The organism is Stenotrophomonas sp. Ste86, assembly GCF_024519465.1.
Lineage (GTDB): Bacteria > Pseudomonadota > Gammaproteobacteria > Xanthomonadales > Xanthomonadaceae > Stenotrophomonas.
Window position 1 is genome coordinate 106,617 of record NZ_JALJRW010000010.1, and the last position, 17,743, is coordinate 124,359.

Sequence of the window (17,743 nt, forward strand, 5' to 3'; positions counted from 1 at the left end):
CGGCGGACGAGCAGCCACCCATGGGGTGGCTCTACCGGGGGTGTCGCGGGCCCGGTGATCACGGGTGCGCCGCAACCGCGCCAACGCCGCGTGTCCGCCCATCCGGCCAAGACGTTACCAGGTGTAGAGCCACCCCATGGGTGGCTGCACGCGGACCGCGGCGGACGAGCAGCCACCCATGGGGTGGCTCTACCGGCGGGGTGTCGCGGCCCGGTGATCACGGGGTGCGCCGCAACCGCGCCAACGCCAGATAGATCGCCGGCGTCGTATACAACGTCAGCCACTGGCTCACCAGCAACCCACCCACAATCGCGATGCCCAACGGCTGGCGCATCTCCCAGCCCTCGCCAGTGGCCAGCATCAACGGCAACGTGCCTAGCAGCGCCGCCACGCTGGTCATCAGGATCGGCCGGAAACGCAGCCGCGCCGCTTCGCAGATGGCGTCATACGACGACAACCCGCGCTCGCGTTCGGCCGACAGCGCGAAGTCGATCATCAGGATGGTGTTCTTCATCACCACGCCCACCAGCAGGAACAGCCCCAGCAGCGAGATCAGGTTCAACGCATTGCCGAACGACATCAGTGCCAGCAGCGCCCCCACGCCGGCCGAGGGCAGGGTGGACAGGATCGCCAGCGGTTGCAGGAAGCTCTCGTACAGCACACCCAGCACCAGGTACACCGCCAGCATCGCACCCACGATCAGCCACAGCTGCCGCTCGCGCAGCTTTTCGAAGCCACCGGCCTCGCCACTCAGCCTGGCCTGCACATGGGTGGGCAACATGATCCCGGCCATCGCCCGGTCCACCGCCTTCACCGCCTGGTCCAGGGTGACGCCCGGCGCCAGCGCGAACTCGATCCACACCGAGGCGAACTGCTGGCTGTGGTAGATGCGGTCCGGCGCCATGCCATAGGACCAGCTGGCAATCGAGGACAACGGCAGGCGCTGGCCGTCCTTGCCGATCACGTGGATCTGGTCGAGCGTGGACGGGTCCTGGGTATAGCGCGGGTCCAACTCCATCACCACGCGGTACTGGTTGAGGGTGTCGTACAGCGTGGCCACCTGGCGCTGGCTGAAGGCGTTGTTGAGCACCGAGGCGATCATGCGCATGTCCACGCCGAGCCGCGCGGCGGCGTCGCGGTCGATGTCCAGCACCACCTGGCGCATGCCTTCGTCGCCCTTGGATTCCACATCCACCAGCTCGGGCAGGGCGCGCAGTGCGTCGGCGACCTTGGGCGCCCACTGCCGCAGTGGCGCCAGTTCGCCGGACAGCAGCTGGAACTCGTACTGGCCACTGTCGCCGCTGCCTTCCAGCTTGATGTCCTGGTCCACCCACAGGAACAGGCCGCCGCCAGGAATTTTCGGCATGTTCGTACGCAGGCGGTCGATCACCTGCTGACTGGACACCTTGCGCTCGGCCAGCGGCCTCATCTTGATCATGATGAAGGCATTGTTGACCCCGCTGCGCCCGCCGATATAGCCGATGATGTCGCTGATCGCCGGGTCGGCCAGCAGCAGTTTGCGGTAGGCGTCGATCTTGGGCTGCATCACCTGGAACGACAGGCCGTCATCGCCGCGCGCGAAGCCACGCAGCTGCGCGGTATCCTGCTTGGGCACAATGCCCTTGGGCACCTGCTGGAACAGCCACACGTTCAGGCCGATCACCGCCGCGAACAGCAGCAACGGCACGGCCAGCCAGCGCAGCATCGTCTGCAGGCTGGTCACATAGCCGCCACGCAGACGCTCGAACAGCGCGGTACCGCCACGCTGCAGCGCGTTGCCGGCGCCGGGCCGTTCACGCCCGAGCAGGCGCGCGCACAGCATCGGGGTCAGGCTGAGCGAGACCAACAGCGACACCCCCATCGCCGCCACCAGGGTCAGCGAGAATTCGCGGAACAGCTTCTCCACGAAATCGTCCAGGAACAGGATCGAGACGAACACCACGGCCAGCGCGATGTTCATCGACAACAGCGTGGCACCCACCTCACCGGCACCGCGCAGCGCCGCGTCCATCGGCGATGCCCCGTTTTCGCGATGGCGGGCGATGTTCTCCAGCACCACGATGGCATCGTCCACCACCAGCACCGCCGCCACGATCAACGCCATCAGCGAGAGCGTGTTGAGCGAGAAGCCCAGCAGGGCGATCACCGCCAGCGCGCCCAGCAACGACACCGGAATGGCCAGGGTCGGCACCAGCGCCGCACGCCAATGGCCGAGGAAGGCCAGCACCACCAGCACCACCAGGGCGATGGCCAGCAGCAGGGTCAGTTCGGCCTCGCGCAGGGTGGCGCGGATCACCGGCGAGCGGTCCATCACCACCTGCATGTCGATGCTGGCCGGCAGCAGTGCCTGCAGGGTGTCCATCTGCACGTTGATCGCATCGACGGTCTCGATGATGTTGGCGTCCGGCTGCCGGCTCACGATCAGCAGCACGGCTGGGCGTTCGTTGTGGAAGCCGCTGGCGTAGCGGTCCTCCACCCCTTCGCTCACCGTCGCCACGTCCTGCAGGTACACGGGCCGGCCGTCGCGCATGGCGATGATCAACGCACGGTACTCGGCGGCGCTACGCAGCTGCAGGCTTGCGTCCAGCTGCCATTGCCGGCCCTGGCTGGCCACGGTGCCCAGAGGCTTGAGCGCGTTGGCGTTGCGGATCGCCGCAGCCACGTCGTCCAACGCCACGCGGCGCTGGTTGAGCGCGTTGGGATCGAGCGACACGCGCACCGCCGGCAGCGAACTGCCACCGACCTGCACCTCACCGACGCCGGGAATCTGCGCCAGCTTCTGCGCGATTACCGTGGAGGCCACATCGAAAATCTGCCCGGGCGAGAGGCTGTCCGAACTCAGCGCCAGCGCCAGGATCGGTGCCTGCGAGGGGTTGACCTTGCTGTACTGGGGCATGCCCGGCATGCCACTGGGCAGCTGCGCGCGGGCGGCATTGATCGCGGCCTGCACGTCGCGCGCGGCGCTGTCCACGTCGCGGCCAAGTTCGAACTGCAACTCGATCTGGGTCGAGCCCTGGGTACTGGCCGAGTCGATCCGGCTCAGCCCCGGGAGGGTGCCCAGCGCGCGTTCCAGCGGCGTGGCCACGTTGGCGGCCATCGACTCCGGGCTGGCCCCGGGCAGGCTGGCGCTGACGTTGATGGCCGGGTAGTCCACCTGCGGCAGCGGCGCCACCGGCAGCAAACGCAGACCCAGCAGGCCAGCCAGCACCACCGCCACCGACAACAGCAGGGTCGCCACCGGGTGGTGCACAAACCAGCCGATCGCCCGCGACAGCGGGCTCACGCCTGGGCCTCGGCCGCATCGTCGGCCACGGCCACCGGCCGTTGCCGGAACCGATCAAAGAACAGGTAGATCACCGGCGTGGTGAACAGGGTGAGCACCTGGCTGACGATCAGCCCGCCCACCATCACCACGCCCAGCGGCTGCCGCAGCTCCGCGCCGGAGCCGCTGGCGAACATCAGCGGGATCGCACCGAACAGCGCGGCCAGCGTGGTCATCAGGATCGGGCGGAAGCGCAGCAGCGCGGCCTGGTGGATCGCCTGGCGCGGCGCCATGCCGGACTCGCGCTCGGCCTCCAGCGCGAAGTCGATCATCATGATCGCGTTCTTCTTCACCAGCCCGATCAGCAGCACGATGCCGATCACCGCGATCAGGTCCAGGCTGCGCCCGCTCAGCAGCAACGCCAGCAGCGCGCCGACCGTGGCCGAGGGCAGGGTGGACAGGATGGTGATGGGGTGGATGAAGCTCTCATACAGCACGCCCAATACCAGGTACATCACCACCACCGCGGCCAGCACCAGCCACAACGTGCTCGACAGCGACGCGCGGAACGCATCGGCCGCACCCTGCAGGCGCAGCTCCACGCCCGCGGGTAGGCCGATCGCCGCGCGTGCGTCTTCGATCGCCTCCACCGCCTCACCCAGCGAGGCACCGCGTGCCAGGTTGAACGAGAACGTTACCGCCGGGAACTGCCCCACGTGGTTGACCAGCAGGTGCGCCGGACGCTGTTCGATCCGTGCGATGCCGCGCAACGGTACCTGCTTGCCATCGGCGCCGGCCACATGCAGGCGCGCGATCGCATCCGGCCCGAACGCCACGTCCGGGCGCGCTTCCAGCACCACCCGGTACTGGTTGGCCTGGGTGAAAATGGTGGAAATCTGGCGCTGGCCGAACGCGTCGTACAGTGCATCGGCTACCGCATCCACGCTGATGCCCAGCCGCGCGGCCGCTGCCCGGTCGATCAGCACATGCGCCTGCAGGCCCTGATCCTGAAGGTCGCTGGCCACATCGGCCAAGGCGGCCGATTGTTGAAGGTGCGCCAGCAGCGTCGACGTCCACTGCGCGAGCTGGTCGCTGTCCGGGCTGGTCAGGGTGAACTGGTACTGGGTGCGGCTGATCCGGTCCTCGATGCCCAGTTCCTGCACCGGCTGCAGGTACAGCCGGATGCCCGGCACGCGCGCCACGCGCTGCTGCAGCCGCGCGATGATCGCCTGCGCGTCGCTGCTGCGCTGTGCGTGCGGCTTCAGTTCGATCAGCAGCCGCCCGCTGTTGAGCGTGGCGTTGTTGCCATCCACGCCGATGAAGGACGACAGGCTGGCCACGTCTTCATCGCCCAGCAATGCATCGGCCAGCGCCTGCTGGCGCTGCGCCATGGCCTGGAACGAGATCGACTGCGGCGCTTCGCTGATGCCCTGGATCAGCCCGGCATCCTGCACCGGGAAGAAGCCCTTGGGCACCCACACATACAGCGCGGCGGTAAGCAGCAGCGTGGCCACCGTGGCGCCCAGCATCAGCGGCTGGCGCTGCAGCACCCACTGCAGCTGGCGGTCGTAAAGGGCCACCACGCGGTCGAACGGGTCGCCCTGCTGCGACGACTCCCGGCCGTCCGCATCGCGGCGCGTGGCATGCCCGGCCTTGAGCAGGCGCGCGCACATCATCGGGGTCAGGGTCAGCGACACCAGCAGCGAAATGCCGATCGCCACCGCCAGGGTGATCGCAAACTCGTGGAACAGCTTGCCGACCACATCGGCCATGAACAGCAGCGGGATCAGGACCGCGATCAGCGATACGGTCAGCGAGATGAGGGTGAAGCCGATCTGTTTCGCGCCCTTCAACGCGGCCTGCATCGGGCTGGCGCCGCGCTCGATATGGCGGGCGATGTTCTCCAGCATCACGATCGCATCGTCGACCACGAAACCGGTGGCGATGGTCAGCGCCATCAGCGTCAGGTTGTTGAGCGAGAACCCGGCCAGCAGCATCACCCCGAAGGTGCCCACCAGCGACAGCGGCACCGCGATGCTGGGAATGATCGTGGCCGGCAGGTTGCGCAGGAACACGAAGGTGACCATCACCACCAGCGCGATGGCGATCAGCAGCTCGTGCTGCACGCCACGGATGGAGGCGCGGATCGACTCGGTGCGGTCGCTCAGCACCGCCACGTCCACGCCCTTGGGCAGCGAGGCCTGCAGCTGCGGCAACAGCGCACGCACCTGGTCCACCACCGCGATCACGTTGGCGCCGGGCTGGCGCTGGATGTTGATGAGTACCGCCGGCGTGATGCCCGACCACGCGGCCAGCTGCCGGTTCTCGGCGCCGTCTTCGATGGTGGCTACATCGCCCAGCCGCAGCGGCGCACCGTCCTTGTAGGCAAGAATCAACGCCTGGTATTCGCTTACCGAGCGCATCTGGTCGTTGGCATCGAGCATGATCGCGCGCGTGGGGCCGTCGAAGCTGCCCTTGGGCAGGTTGACGTTGGCCGCGCCCACCGCCGTGCGGATGCTGGCCATGCTCAGCCCGTTGGCGGCCAGCGCCGAGGGATTCACCTGGATCCGCACTGCCGGGCGCTGGCCGCCGGCCAGGCTGACCAGGCCCACGCCCGGCAGTTGCGACAGCCGCTGGGCCATGCGCGTATCCACCAGGTCATGCACCTGCGGCAGCGACAGCCCCTGCGAGGTCACCGCCAGCGTCAGGATCGGGGTATCGGCCGGGTTGACCTTGCGGTACACCGGCGGCACCGGCAGGTCGTCGGGCAGGAAGCTGTCGGCGGCATTGATGGCCGCCTGCACTTCCTGCTCGGCCACGCCGAGGGCGACCTGCAGCGAGAACTGCAGGGTGATCACCGATGCGCCACCGGAGCTGGTCGAAGACATCTGCTTCAGCCCGGGAATCTGCCCGAGCTGGCGCTCCAGCGGTGCAGTCACCGCGCTGGTGGTCACCCCCGGGCTGGCACCGGGATACAGCGTGGTGACCTGGATGATCGGATAGTCCACCTGCGGCAGCGCCGCCACCGGCAACAGCCGGTACGCCATCACCCCGGACAGCAGCAGCGCCACCATCAGCAGCGTGGTGGCTACCGGGCGCTCGATGAAGACACGCGACAGGTTCATGCCTCGGTCCGCGGCGGATCCTGGCTGACCACCTCTACCTTGGCGCCTTCGCGCAGGCCATCGATGCCCTCCACCACCACCCGCTCGCCGGCCTTGAGCCCTTCGCGCACCGACACGCGCTCACCCTCGGCCGGGCCCAGCACCACGTTGCGCAGGTGCGAGGTGTTGTCCGCGGCGATCACGTACACGTAGTTGCCCTTGCTGCCGAACTGCACCGCCGCATTGGGGATCACCAGCGCATCGGCACTGCTCACCTGCAGGCGGATATTGACGAACTGGTTGGGAAACAGCGCCTCGTCGGCGTTGGCGAACTGCGCGCGCAGCTTCAGCGTGCCGGTGGCGGTATCGATGCGGTTGTCCAGACTGGACAGCACGCCCCCGCCCAACGACTGGCGCTCTTCGCGATCCCACGCTTCCACGCGCAGTTCCGGCGCGGCGCGCACGGCGGCCACCACGGCCGGCAGGTCCGGCTCGGGCACCGTGAACAGCACGCTGATCGGCGTGGTCTGGGTGATGGTGGCCAGCGGTTCGGTATCGCTGCTGCGCACCAGGTTGCCGACGTCCACGTTGCGCAGGCCCATGCGGCCCGCAACCGGTGCGGTGATGCGGGTGTACTGCAACTGCAGGCGCGCTTCATCGACCGCGGCCTGGTCGGTCTGGCGACGACCCTGCAGCTGGCGCACCTTGCTCTGCTGGTCGCTCAGGTCCTGCGCGGAGACGAAGTGCCTGCGCTGCAGTTCTTCATAGCGTTTGAGCTGGGCCTGGGCGTTGTCCAGCTCGGCCAGGTTCTGCTGCTGGGTGCCCAGCGCACGCGACAGCGCCACCTGGTAGGCGCGCGGATCGATCTCGGCGATCAGGGCGCCGGCCTTGACGTGCTCGCCCTCGCGGAACGACAGCCGCAGCAGTTCGCCATCCACGCGGCTGCGCAGGCTCACCGTGTGCAACGGGGTGACGGTGCCCAGCGCCTTCAGGCGTACCACCAGGTCCTCGCGCACGACGGTGGCCACGCGGACGGGCGTGGCGGCAGCGGCAGGCGCCGCGTCGGCGGCCGGTGCCGGCGCGAGCACGCGCCAGGCGATGGCGGCGGCGGCCAGCACGGCCACGACCAACAGCGGTTTGAACAGACGACGGGAACGCGAGGGCAGCGGGGCAGACATGGGGCATCCTGCGCGTGCGCCATACGGCGAACGCGTCCATGGTTTACCGGCCCGTGGGGGCAGGCGGGGCGAAGTGGGGTTGTCTGGCGGGGCCGCTGGTCGAATGCCGCAGCGTGGCTGGATGCCGACCCGGGAGGGTCGGGGGCGTCATGTTACCGCGTGCGGCAGTCTGCGCTCACATGCCCTTGGTCATGGGATGCATTGAACGTTGCGGTACCGACCGTTGGCCGGTACAAGGTCGCCCGGCCAACGGCCGGCCGCTACAGGTGCATTGAACGTTGCCGTACCGACAGTTGGTCGGTACAAGGTCGCCCGGCCAACGGCCGGGCGCTACAGATGCATTGAACGTTCCGTTCAATGCATCTCGTCGCGGTAGACGAACTTGGGCATTTCCCAGTTGAAGTGGATCGCCAGCAGGCGCAGCAGGAAGCCACCGCCCAGGCACCACAGCGTGGCCGCATTGAGCGACACGCCCAGTTCCAGCAGGCCCAGGTAGGCCGCGCCGGTGAACAGCGTGATCACCGCATACAGTTCCTTCTGGAAGATCAGCGGCACCTCGTTGCACAGCACATCGCGCAGCACGCCGCCAAAGGCGCCGGTCAGCATCCCGGAGATCAGCACGATCGGTGCGGCGTGGCCGGCCTCGCGCGCCACCGCGCAGCCGATCAGGGTGAAACAGATCAGCCCGAGTCCGTCCAGCACCAGGAAGGTGCGGCGGAAGTGGTGCATCCAGCGCGCCACCCAGGTGGCGATCAAGGCCGCGCAGATGGTGAAGCCCAGGTACTCCGGGTGTTTCACCCAGCCCAGTGGGTAGTGGCCCAGCACGATGTCGCGCAGCGAGCCGCCGCCGAGCGCGGTGACGCAGGCGATGATCACCACGCCGAACAGATCCATGCGCCGCCGCCCGGCCGACAGTGCGCCGGTCATGGCTTCGGCGGAAATGGCGATGAGGTAGATCAGCGAGAGCAGCATGGCGGGAACTCCGGGCAACGGCAGGCGGGGACGGAACCACGCACGCCACGCGCCAGCGCAGGGCACTGTCGTGGGATGGGATTCCGTTGCCGCTCCCGCTGTCCTTTTGCCTGAGAGTTCAGTGGCCAAGGCCACGTGCCCCTTCGGCGGGTCATTGAAGACCTCTCTCCAGATCGGCGTGTCGGATGCATGGTTGGTGGCTGTGCAGCCACCGGCCTGAGCGATTATGGGAGCCTGCGCCTTCGGCGGGCGCCAGCGCGGCGCCTCTCTCCTGCATCCGGGCCGGATTCTAGCAGCCAGCGACCCCGCGCCGGTGGATAATCCCGGTATGCCCGCTGAACCCGCCCCCTGGTACGTCTACCTGCTGGAATGCCGCAACGGCAGCTACTACGCCGGCATCAGCAACGACGTGGCGGCCCGCTTCCAGGCCCATGTGGACGGCAAGGGGGCCAAATACACCCGCGCCAATCCGCCGGTGAAGCTGCTGGCGATGCGCGCCTACCCGGACCGCGCCACCGCCTCCAAGGCCGAATGGCAGCTCAAGCGCCAGCCGCGGGCGCGCAAGCTGGCGTGGCTGCACGCGGTGGAATCGGCGTAGCGCCGGATGCTGCGGGCCGCGCGTCGCTTGTTCGCGTGTTCGCCGCCGACATACCATCGTGCATCTGCCGGTGATCGGCCTGCTGAACCCCTGGAGTGCCATGTCCCGCGACCTGATCCTGTACCCGGAAGACGAAAACGGCGATGTGCTGTGGAACATGCTGCAGGACGGTGATGACCTGTCGATTCCCCGCGAGGTGGATTTCGCGCTGATCTTCCCCACCGAAGACGTGGCCATTGCCTTTGCCGTGCACCTGCTCAAGAACGAACAGAAGGTGTCCTTCGCCCGCTACGAAGGCAACGACGAGTTCCCCTGGCAGATCCTGGTGCACCCGCTGATGGTGCCGACCCACCACAACATCGCCGGCTTCGAAGGCCTGCTGGGTACCGAAGCCATTCCCTACAGCGGACGGCTGGATGGGTGGGGGTGCGTTTCGCAGGGCTGACGCCCTTCAGCACATCACGTACTGCACGCGACCCCGCCCTTCATTCGCACCCCTGCCGGAGAGCACCGATGTCCGCCCTGTTCCTGATCCTTGCCGCCGCCGCAACCGCCCCGCCTGCCGCAATCGTTCCGGATCCGGCCACGCTGGCGGCCATCGAGGCGACGTGTTTCGATTACGTGGACGGCCAGCTCGAAGCCGATCCACAGCGCGTCGCACGTTCGCTGCACCCGGACCTAGCCAAGCGCGCCATCCTGGGGGATACCCCGGACGAGCGGCTCGGGCTGCGGCGGATGTCCAAGGAAGAGCTGGTCGGGCTGACCCGGCAGGGCGCTCTGAAAACGCCGAAGGAGCAGTGGAACCGCAGCTGCCGGGTGCTGGACGTGACCGGCAACGCCGCCTCGGTGCGGCTGGAAACGCCATGGTTCGTGGACTATTTCCACATGGGCCGTTTCGGCGCGCGTTGGGTCATCGTCAATGCGCTGTGGTACAGCAAGCCGAAGCAATGAGCCCGTCCAGTGTCACCGAACAACCTCGCACATTCCGGGCAAGCGTTACATCCTGATCATCGCGATGACGTCTCATCCGGATCGGGCGCAGACGGGATGGCCTTCCTCCGCCGATCCTCACGGTCATCCCCGAAAATGATCCGCGCGCTGCGCTGGTAGCTCCAGTACGCCACCGCCCAGTTAAGCAGCACCACGATGCGGTTGCGGAAGCCGATCAGGAAGAACACGTGCGCGGCCAGCCAGAACCACCAGGCCAGCACGCCGGACAACTGCAGCCTGCCCAGGTGCACGATCGCGGCCATGCGCCCGATCGTGGCCAGGTTGCCGAAGTCCTGGTACTTGAACGGCCCGGGCGCGGGCTTGTTCTCCAACCGTGCGCGGATGATCGCCGCCACATGCTTGCCCATCTGCTTGGCCGCAGGCGCCACGCCGGGCACCGGCCGGCCGTCGGCCTGGCTGAGCGCGGCCAGGTCGCCGGCGACGAAGATCTCCGGATGGCCGTCCAGGGTGAGGTCGGGCTGGACCGGCACGCGGCCGGCGCGGTCCAGCGGGACGTCCAACGTGCGCGCCAGCGGCGAGGCGGCTACGCCGGCGGCCCACACCACGGTGCGCGCGGGGACGAACTGATCGCCGAGCTGGAAGCCATCGCTGTTGATGTCGCTGACCGGCGTACCGGTGAGTACTTCCACGCCCAGTTTTTCCAGCTGGCGGCGGGCCTTGAGCGAGAGCACCTCGGGGAAGGTCGACAGCACGCGCGGACCGGCTTCCACCAGCCGCACCTTGGCGCTGGCCGGATCGATGTGGCGGAATTCATTGCGCAGCGTGTGCCGGGCGATCTCGGCCAGGGTGCCGGCCAGCTCGACGCCGGTCGGGCCACCGCCCACTACCGCGAAGCTGAGCCAAGCCGCCTTGCGCGCCGGATCGGGCTCGGCCTCGGCGCGCTCGAAGGCGAGCAGCAGCTTGCGGCGCAGTGCAATCGCATCGTCCAGGGTCTTCAGGCCGGGCGCATCGGCGGCCCATTCGTCGTGGCCGAAGTAGGCGTGCGTGGCACCAGTGCACAGCATGAGAGTGTCGTAGCCGAGGTGGCTGCCGTCGGCCAGGATGATCTGGCGGGAGTCCTTGTCGATCGCGGTGACTTCGCCCAGGCGCACTTCCACATTGCGCTGGTCGCCGAGGATGTGGCGCAGCGGCGCGGCGATGTCCGGCGCGGACAGCCCGGCGGTGGCAACCTGGTACAGCAGCGGCTGGAACAGATGGTGGTTGCGGCGGTCCACCAGGGTGATGCGGATGCGCGCGCCGGCCAAGGCGCGCGTGGCCCAGAGGCCGGCGAAACCACCACCGATGATGACAAGGTGGGGCAGGGGATCGCGGGTCATGCAGGGACTCCTTGGGGGCCGGCCGTCCGGCCCATGGGGGACATGGTCGACGCGTTCTATCGTCGCACGTGAAGCGGAACATTCACGTGGATGACAGATACTGGGTTCAGGGGCCGTCGCGCTTGCCGGCGGCCATGTCCTGAGTGCCGTGGAGGCTGAGATGACCGAGCCGGAAAAGCGCATCGCGTTGCTGATCGATGCCGACAACGCGCCCTCGTCGAAGATCGACGTGGTGCTGGCCGAAGTGGCGCGGCTACGGCGTGGCCAACGTGCGCCGCGCCTACGGCAACTGGAAGAGTCCGTCGCTGAAAGGCTGGGAATCGGTGCTGCATGCCTACGCGATCCGGCCGATCCAGCAGTTCGCCTACAGCCGCGGCAAGAACGCCTCGGACATGGCCATGGTGATCGATGCGATGGACATGCTGTACGCCCGCAACCTGGATGGGTTTGCGATCGTATCCAGCGATGCGGACTTCACCCCGTTGGTGATGCGCCTGCTCACCGACGGGGTCAAGGTGTACGGCTTCGGGGAAAAGAAAACCTCCGAACCGTTCGTCAATGCCTGCTCCAAGTTCACTTACTTGGAAGCGCTCGGGCAAGACCTGGCTGCCGACGTGGAGGTGGAGCATGGCAACGAGGAAGCGCGCCCGCGCAAGAGTGGCCCGGAGCTGCGCAGCGACACGCGCCTGGTGCAGATGCTGCGCAGTGCGGTGGCCTCGGCCGAGGCCGACGATGGCTGGTCGCACCTGGGACCGGTCGGCAGCCAGATCGGCAACCAGGCCTCGTTCGATTCGCGCAATTACGGCTATGGCAAGCTGAGCGAGCTGCTGGCCGCCACCGGGCTGTTCGAGATGAAGAAGGACGGCAAATCCACCTACGTGCGCGCGCTGCCGAAGAAGAGTGCGGCCAAGCCGGCCAAGTAACGCCTGCATCGGGTTGCGTGCACGGCAGGCATCCGGTTGGACGGGTGAGGCAACACCGGGGGCAGAATCGAACTACAGCGTCTTCGCGTCGGATCTCTGGTAGCCGTCGATGACCCCACGGCTGAAGTCCTGCAGCGTCCCGAAGGACATCAGCACCAGGGCCGCGACCAGCATCAGGTCGCGATGGTTGCGGCGGTAGCCCACCACCAGCAGCAGCACACCGACGCACAACAGGCCGACTTCGAGGATCTGGGTGAACATTCCATTTCATCCTTGAGGTGACGGCCACGCCGCCGATCGGCGTATCGTAGCGGCACCGCGCGGCCCGGTGCCACGCCTCTTGCGACTGGGACATCCAACATGCTGAAGATCTGGGGCCGCCACAATTCAAGCAACGTGCGCAAGGTGCTGTGGTGCGCGGAGGAAATCGGGGCGCCGTACGAGTCGATCCAGGTCGGCGGCGCGTTCGGCGGCACCCAGTCGCCCGAATACCGCGCGATGAATCCCAACGGGCTGGTGCCGGTGATCGAAGACCATGGCCTGCCGCTGTGGGAATCCAACACCATCGTGCGCTACCTGTCGGCGCGGTACGCGCTGGGCACGCTGTACCCCGAAGACGTGGTCGCCCGCGCGCAGTCGGAAAAGTGGATGGACTGGACCACGTCCACCTTCGCCGGGGTGTTCCGCGATCTGTTCTGGGGCACGCTGCGCACCGCCCCGGCCGACCGCGATGAAGCACGCATCGCCGCCGCGCTGGTGCGCTCGGGCGAACTGCTGGCGATGGCCGATGACGCGCTGTCGCGACAGCCATGGCTCTCCGGCGACGACTTCGCGATGGGGGATATCCCGCTCGGCGCCTTCATCTACGCCTGGTTCGAAATGCCGATCCAGCGCCCACACCTGCCGCACCTGGCCGCGTGGTACGAACGCCTCAAACAGCGGCCGGCGTATCAGCGCGGCGTAATGACTGCGTTGACCTGAAGCACTGGATGGCGCGCGCGATGGGTCTGTACCGAGGCGACCGCCTCAATACAGATCCGTCGGATCCACATCCAGCGACCAGCGCACCTTCCGCGCCTGCGGCAACCCATGGATCTGCGGCGTGATCAGATCCAGCACCCCATGCAACGGGCGCCGGGCCGGCGCCGACAGCAGCAGCTGCGTACGCTGGTATCCGGCCCGGCGCGGCATTGGCGCGGGCATCGGACCGTAGCGCTCCACTGCCGCGTCTTCGGGAATCAATCCGCGCACCGCACTCAACATCGCGTTGGCATGCTCCACCTGCTGGGCCTCGGCACGCAGCAGCGCCAGGTGCGCAAATGGCGGGAAACCCGCCGCTTCGCGCTGCTGCAGCTCGGCCTCGGCGAAGGCGTGGTAGCCGCCATTGACCAGCGTCTCCAGTAGTGGATGGCCAGGGTGATGGGTCTGCAGCCAGACCTCGCCGGGGTCGGTGGCGCGACCGGCGCGGCCGGCCACCTGGATCAACTGCTGGGCGAGTTTTTCGCTGGCGCGGAAATCGGCCGAGAACAGCCCCTCATCGATCCCCACCACCACCACCAGGGTCAGCTTGGGCAGGTCGTGGCCCTTGGCCAGGATCTGCGTGCCCACCAGGATGCCGGCGCGGTCGCCGAGCGTGGCCAGCTGGGTTTCCAGCGCATCGCGACGCGAGGTCGTGCCGCGGTCGATACGGATCACCGGGTAGTCGGCGAAGGCCTGCACCAGGTGTTCTTCCAGCCGCTCGGTGCCGATGCCCTGCGGCTGCAGCGCCAGGCTGCCGCAGTCCGGGCAGGCCAGCGGCGCGGACTGGCGCGCACCGCAATGGTGGCACTGCAGGCGGCGCCCGCCGGCGTGCACCGTCATCGGTGCATCGCAGCGCTGGCACGGCGCGGTCCAGCCACAGTCGTGGCACAGCAGCACCGGCGCATAGCCGCGCCGGTTCTTGAACACCAGCACCTGGTGGCCGGCCTGCAGGTGGTCGGCGATGCCCTGCAGCACCTCCGGCGACAGGCCATCGCGCAACGGTCGCTTGCGTACATCCAGCACGCGCACGCGCGGCGGTCGCGCCTCGCCGGCGCGCTGTTTCAGGCGCAGGTGCGTGTAGCGTCCGGCCTGCGCGTTGTGCAGCGATTCCAGCGAGGGCGTCGCGCTGCCCAGCACCACCGGCACGTCCAGCGCCTTGGCCCGTACCAGCGCGAAATCACGCGCGTGGTAGCGGATGCCATCCTGCTGCTTGTAGCTGCCATCGTGTTCTTCGTCGACCACGATCAGGCCGGCGTTGGGCAACGGGGTGAACACCGCCGAGCGCGTGCCGACGATCACCTGCGCCTCGCCGCGTGCCGCCGCCGCCCACACCCGTGCGCGCTCGTTGTCGTTCAGGCCCGAATGCAGCACGTGCACCGGGATGCCCAGACGTTTGCGGAAGCGCGACAGGGTCTGCGGGGTCAGGCCGATTTCCGGCACCAGCACCAGCGCCTGGCGACCCCGTGCCAGGCAGTCCACGATCGCCTGCAGGTACACCTCGGTCTTGCCGCTGCCGGTCACCCCGTCCAGCAGGTAGGCCCCGAAGCCGGTGGCGGCGGTGATCGCGGCGATCGCCTCGGCCTGCTCGGGATTCGGCGGCGGTCCGGCACTGGCCTGCGCCACCGCGCGTTGATGGTCCAGCGCGATCCGCTCCACCAGGTTGCGCTTGGCCAGGGCGCGGGCAGCGCTGCGCCAATCGTCCATGCGCGCGTCCAGCACGTCCTCGTCGACCACCCCGTCGGCCAGCAAGGCGCCCAACCGCTGCGGCCGGGTGCCGGCGCGCAGGCGGTCCCGCTGCGCGTGGCCCGCTTCGGTCAGCTGCCAACCCCAGCGATGGGTGTCGGGCAGCGCATCGCCGCGCCGCAACGGCGCCGGCAACGCGGTGCTGACCACTTCGCCCAACGGCGCATGGGTGTAGCGGGCCAGCCACTGCAGCGAGCTCCACAGCTCCTCGCGCAACAGCGGTGCGTCATCGATCCATTCCAGCGCGGCGCGCAGGCTGCCGCCATCGGCGACCGTGCCGATCGCCGCGACCACCCCAACCAGTTCGCGAGACCCGAACGGCACCCGTATCCGGCGGCCGATCATCCCCGCATGCGGCGGCTCGCCCGGCGGCGGGGCGTAGTCGAACCACTGCGGCAGGGGCAGCGGCACCGCAACCTGGAGGGTCGGCGCATTCAGCAGGGGGGTAGGGCCGCCAGTAAGCGACAGGGGCAGGGCCGGATCGGAGCTGGGCATCGCAGCAGTGTAGCGGTCCATCTCATGCCCGGCAGCGACCTGCGACACGCTCCTCCCGCTGACTCGCCCAACCTAAATAGTGGCTAAATATCTGTCCTGTCGAGAGATTCAGGCTTATCCACATCTTCTGTGGATAAGTCTGTGCGCCACTGGCGAACTGCGGGCCCGGGGTCAGGGAGTTCCGACGTCTTCCTCAACTTGGTCAAAAAATAGCCACACAACAATAGTCAATTAAAACAATAAGATATCTGTGAAACAAAGCTGAAACATGCCCACACCCCCCTTCACGCCCTATCGGGCGGCGGATTTCATTGATGCTGTGCACAACCTGCGCCCGTACCTGCGTCGATCCGGCCTCTGCGTCTTCACACGTGGCCTACATTGGCACGCCCGATCGGCGACGCAATCGCTATCATTTCCGCACTTGATGGAGTTGCTATGACGGCTGCGACGGCCCCCGTTTCCTCTACCGCAGCCGGCGCGCTGTCGGCGTTCCTGCGTGGCGTTGAACGCCGCGCGCTGGTGGTGGCCGAGCTGCAATGCGGCGACCCGACCGTGGCCGAACAGGCGCTGGTGGCGGTGATGCGGGCCTTCGCCGGTATCGCCAGCGACGTGCCGATGGCGCAGTGGCCGGACCGTTTCTGGATCCTGCTGGCCCATCGCACCCCGATCCGGGTGCCCGCCGCCGGCGGCCAGTGGCCGCCGGAACTGGCCCACCTGCCTGCGCTGGCCCCGGCGGCGCGGCTGGCGCTGCTGCTGCGCATCGGCGGCAGCCTGGACGAGGCCGCCGCTGCGCAGATCCTCGATCTGCCCGTGGCCGACTATCAGCAGGCCCTGGCCGAGGCGTGCCCGCGCGATGCCCAGGGCCATCCCGATGCGTCTGCCTGGCGCGCGCTGGCCGAGCAGGTGCAGCTGCGCCTGCGCGACCTGCCGCTGTCGCGGCTGCAGCGGCTGCAGCAACCCGTCGCCGCGCCTGCGCCGAGCCAGGACACCGCCTCCTGGCGCACCCCGAACAAGGCCGACGCCCGGCCGACGCGTGCGCCGAAGCGCCGGGGGGCACGCCGACTGCCATGGAAGGGGTTGTTGATCGTGGCGGTCACCGCCGGGGTCCTGCTTGGCGGCGCAGCCTGGTGGAAGCACGCGCGCCACGGCGCCGATCCGGTCGCCAGCACGCCGGAAGGCGCCGTGGGCGACACCGGCCCGGTGACGGTGGAGGAACTGCCCGCCGAGGATCTGCCGGTGACCGCCCCGGTCGACCCGGCACACACCGCCAGCGACGCGGCGATGCTGGCCGATCCGGCGCTGGCGGTAGCGCGGGACGCCGACCTGTATGCCTGGTTTGCCGCAGGCGGGCCGGTGCCGGTCGACGAATCGCAACCGCAACCCAGCCGCCCGGAACCGGCGACGGCCGGCCTGGAGACCAGCACCGATGAGTAAGACGCTCCTGAGCCTGGTCGTGGGCCTGTCGCTGGCAGGCAGCGCAGCGGCGGCGCCGGAATCGGTGGCTTTGCCGCTGCCGGTGCCCTCCAGCGCCACCCCGGTACCGACGACCCGCCCGGCGATTCCGGCCACGCCGGCCGCGCTGGATCCGGCGCAGCTGCGCGACCTGCGCAGCCGCTACGCGGCATGGCAGGCCTTGCCCGAACCCGAGCGCGCGCGCGTGCGCGAGGCCGCGCGCCGCATCGCCGCGTTGCCACCGGCCCAGCAACAGGCCCTGCGCGAGCGTTTCGCCCAGCAGGACCAGCGCTTCCGCGATGGCTGGCTGCTCGGCCCGCAGCTGGGCCAGCTGTTCCCCAAGCTGCAGGGTCTGTTCGGCTACCTGCCGGCCGAGCAGCGTGAGCCGGCGCTGGCGATCCTGCGCCAGCTCAGTACCGACCAGCTTGCCCAGCTCACCCTGGTGGCCCAGCGCACCCCACCGCAGGAACGCGAACAGGTGCGGGCCCAGTTCCTGGCGCTGGCCCCGGGCGCGCGCGATGCGTGGTTGAAGCAGAACGTTGGGCATTGATCGGGCACGGGGCGTCACGCAGTGCGTGGCGCCCTCTGTCGCAAACCGCACGTTTACCGGCCATCGTGGGTTTTGATCGCCTGCGGGCGTAAGATGCCCGGCTGCAACCCGGTGCC

General features: G+C 68.5%; 13 protein-coding genes, 1 pseudogene and 2 riboswitches. Of the genes and pseudogenes, 7 read left to right on the forward strand and 7 right to left on the reverse strand.

Features of this window, described 5'->3' with window-relative positions; translation table 11 throughout:
- Nucleotides 1-217 precede the first annotated feature (217 nt).
- The 4 genes from NR101_RS11065 to NR101_RS11080 all read right to left on the reverse strand — a co-directional run bounded on the left by NR101_RS11065 (nucleotide 218) and on the right by NR101_RS11080 (nucleotide 8,516).
- Complete coding sequence (locus NR101_RS11065) at nucleotides 218-3,283, reverse strand: efflux RND transporter permease subunit (RefSeq protein ID WP_256775959.1); 3,066 nt, start codon at nucleotides 3,281-3,283, stop codon at nucleotides 218-220.
- The gene (locus tag NR101_RS11070) at nucleotides 3,280-6,387 is read right to left on the reverse strand and encodes an MdtB/MuxB family multidrug efflux RND transporter permease subunit (RefSeq protein WP_256775958.1); all 3,108 of its coding nucleotides are present in this window, start codon (nucleotides 6,385-6,387) and stop codon (nucleotides 3,280-3,282) included. Before NR101_RS11070 ends, NR101_RS11065 begins: the two co-directional genes overlap by 4 nt.
- A complete protein-coding gene (locus NR101_RS11075) occupies nucleotides 6,384-7,544 on the reverse strand; it encodes an MdtA/MuxA family multidrug efflux RND transporter periplasmic adaptor subunit (protein ID WP_256775957.1) in 1,161 nt (386 codons plus the stop codon). The genes NR101_RS11070 and NR101_RS11075 overlap by 4 nt, the downstream gene beginning before the upstream one ends.
- 354 nt (nucleotides 7,545-7,898) lie before the next feature.
- Nucleotides 7,899-8,516: a trimeric intracellular cation channel family protein gene (locus tag NR101_RS11080; RefSeq protein ID WP_256775956.1), complete on the reverse strand. Its 618-nt coding sequence runs from the start codon at nucleotides 8,514-8,516 to the stop codon at nucleotides 7,899-7,901.
- A 90-nt stretch (nucleotides 8,517-8,606) separates the two neighbouring features.
- Nucleotides 8,607-8,698: riboswitch (glycine riboswitch) on the reverse strand.
- Nucleotides 8,699-8,706: 8 nt separating this feature from the next.
- A riboswitch (glycine riboswitch) is annotated at nucleotides 8,707-8,800 on the reverse strand.
- A gap of 44 nt (nucleotides 8,801-8,844) precedes the next feature.
- Here NR101_RS11080 and NR101_RS11085 point away from each other — a divergent pair.
- The 3 genes from NR101_RS11085 (at nucleotide 8,845) to NR101_RS11095 (ending at nucleotide 10,065) form a co-directional block, all read left to right on the forward strand.
- Nucleotides 8,845-9,114, forward strand: coding sequence for a GIY-YIG nuclease family protein (locus NR101_RS11085; RefSeq protein WP_256775955.1), 270 nt, complete (start codon nucleotides 8,845-8,847; stop codon nucleotides 9,112-9,114).
- A gap of 100 nt (nucleotides 9,115-9,214) precedes the next feature.
- The gene (locus NR101_RS11090) at nucleotides 9,215-9,559 is read left to right on the forward strand and encodes a ribonuclease E inhibitor RraB (RefSeq protein WP_256775954.1); all 345 of its coding nucleotides are present in this window, start codon (nucleotides 9,215-9,217) and stop codon (nucleotides 9,557-9,559) included.
- Nucleotides 9,560-9,627: 68 nt separating this feature from the next.
- A complete protein-coding gene (locus NR101_RS11095; protein ID WP_256775953.1) occupies nucleotides 9,628-10,065 on the forward strand; it encodes a nuclear transport factor 2 family protein in 438 nt (145 codons plus the stop codon).
- 56 nt (nucleotides 10,066-10,121) lie between these two features.
- Here the strand turns inward: NR101_RS11095 and NR101_RS11100 are convergent, their stop codons facing one another.
- Entirely contained in the window at nucleotides 10,122-11,441 is a 1,320-nt protein-coding gene (locus tag NR101_RS11100) for an NAD(P)/FAD-dependent oxidoreductase (RefSeq protein WP_256775952.1), read from the reverse strand.
- A 160-nt stretch (nucleotides 11,442-11,601) separates the two neighbouring features.
- Between NR101_RS11100 and NR101_RS11105 the strand changes: the two are divergent.
- Nucleotides 11,602-12,364 (forward strand): annotated as a pseudogene (locus NR101_RS11105) (NYN domain-containing protein).
- A gap of 72 nt (nucleotides 12,365-12,436) precedes the next feature.
- Here the strand turns inward: NR101_RS11105 and NR101_RS11110 are convergent.
- Nucleotides 12,437-12,625: a hypothetical protein gene (locus tag NR101_RS11110; RefSeq protein WP_256775951.1), complete on the reverse strand. Its 189-nt coding sequence runs from the start codon at nucleotides 12,623-12,625 to the stop codon at nucleotides 12,437-12,439.
- A 99-nt stretch (nucleotides 12,626-12,724) separates the two neighbouring features.
- On the opposite strand from NR101_RS11110, the gene NR101_RS11115 reads away from it, so the two are divergent.
- Nucleotides 12,725-13,345, forward strand: coding sequence for a glutathione S-transferase (locus NR101_RS11115; RefSeq protein ID WP_256775950.1), 621 nt, complete (start codon nucleotides 12,725-12,727; stop codon nucleotides 13,343-13,345).
- A gap of 45 nt (nucleotides 13,346-13,390) precedes the next feature.
- Here NR101_RS11115 and NR101_RS11120 read toward each other — a convergent pair whose 3' ends face one another.
- Entirely contained in the window at nucleotides 13,391-15,565 is a 2,175-nt protein-coding gene (locus tag NR101_RS11120) for a primosomal protein N' (RefSeq protein WP_256775996.1), read from the reverse strand.
- A gap of 495 nt (nucleotides 15,566-16,060) precedes the next feature.
- Between NR101_RS11120 and NR101_RS11125 the strand changes: the two genes are divergently transcribed.
- Both NR101_RS11125 and NR101_RS11130 read left to right on the forward strand, forming a co-directional pair.
- The gene (locus tag NR101_RS11125; protein ID WP_256775949.1) at nucleotides 16,061-17,059 is read left to right on the forward strand and encodes a hypothetical protein; all 999 of its coding nucleotides are present in this window, start codon (nucleotides 16,061-16,063) and stop codon (nucleotides 17,057-17,059) included.
- A complete protein-coding gene (locus NR101_RS11130) occupies nucleotides 17,052-17,627 on the forward strand; it encodes a DUF3106 domain-containing protein (protein WP_256775948.1) in 576 nt (191 codons plus the stop codon). Before NR101_RS11125 ends, NR101_RS11130 begins: the two co-directional genes overlap by 8 nt.
- Nucleotides 17,628-17,743 lie beyond the last annotated feature (116 nt).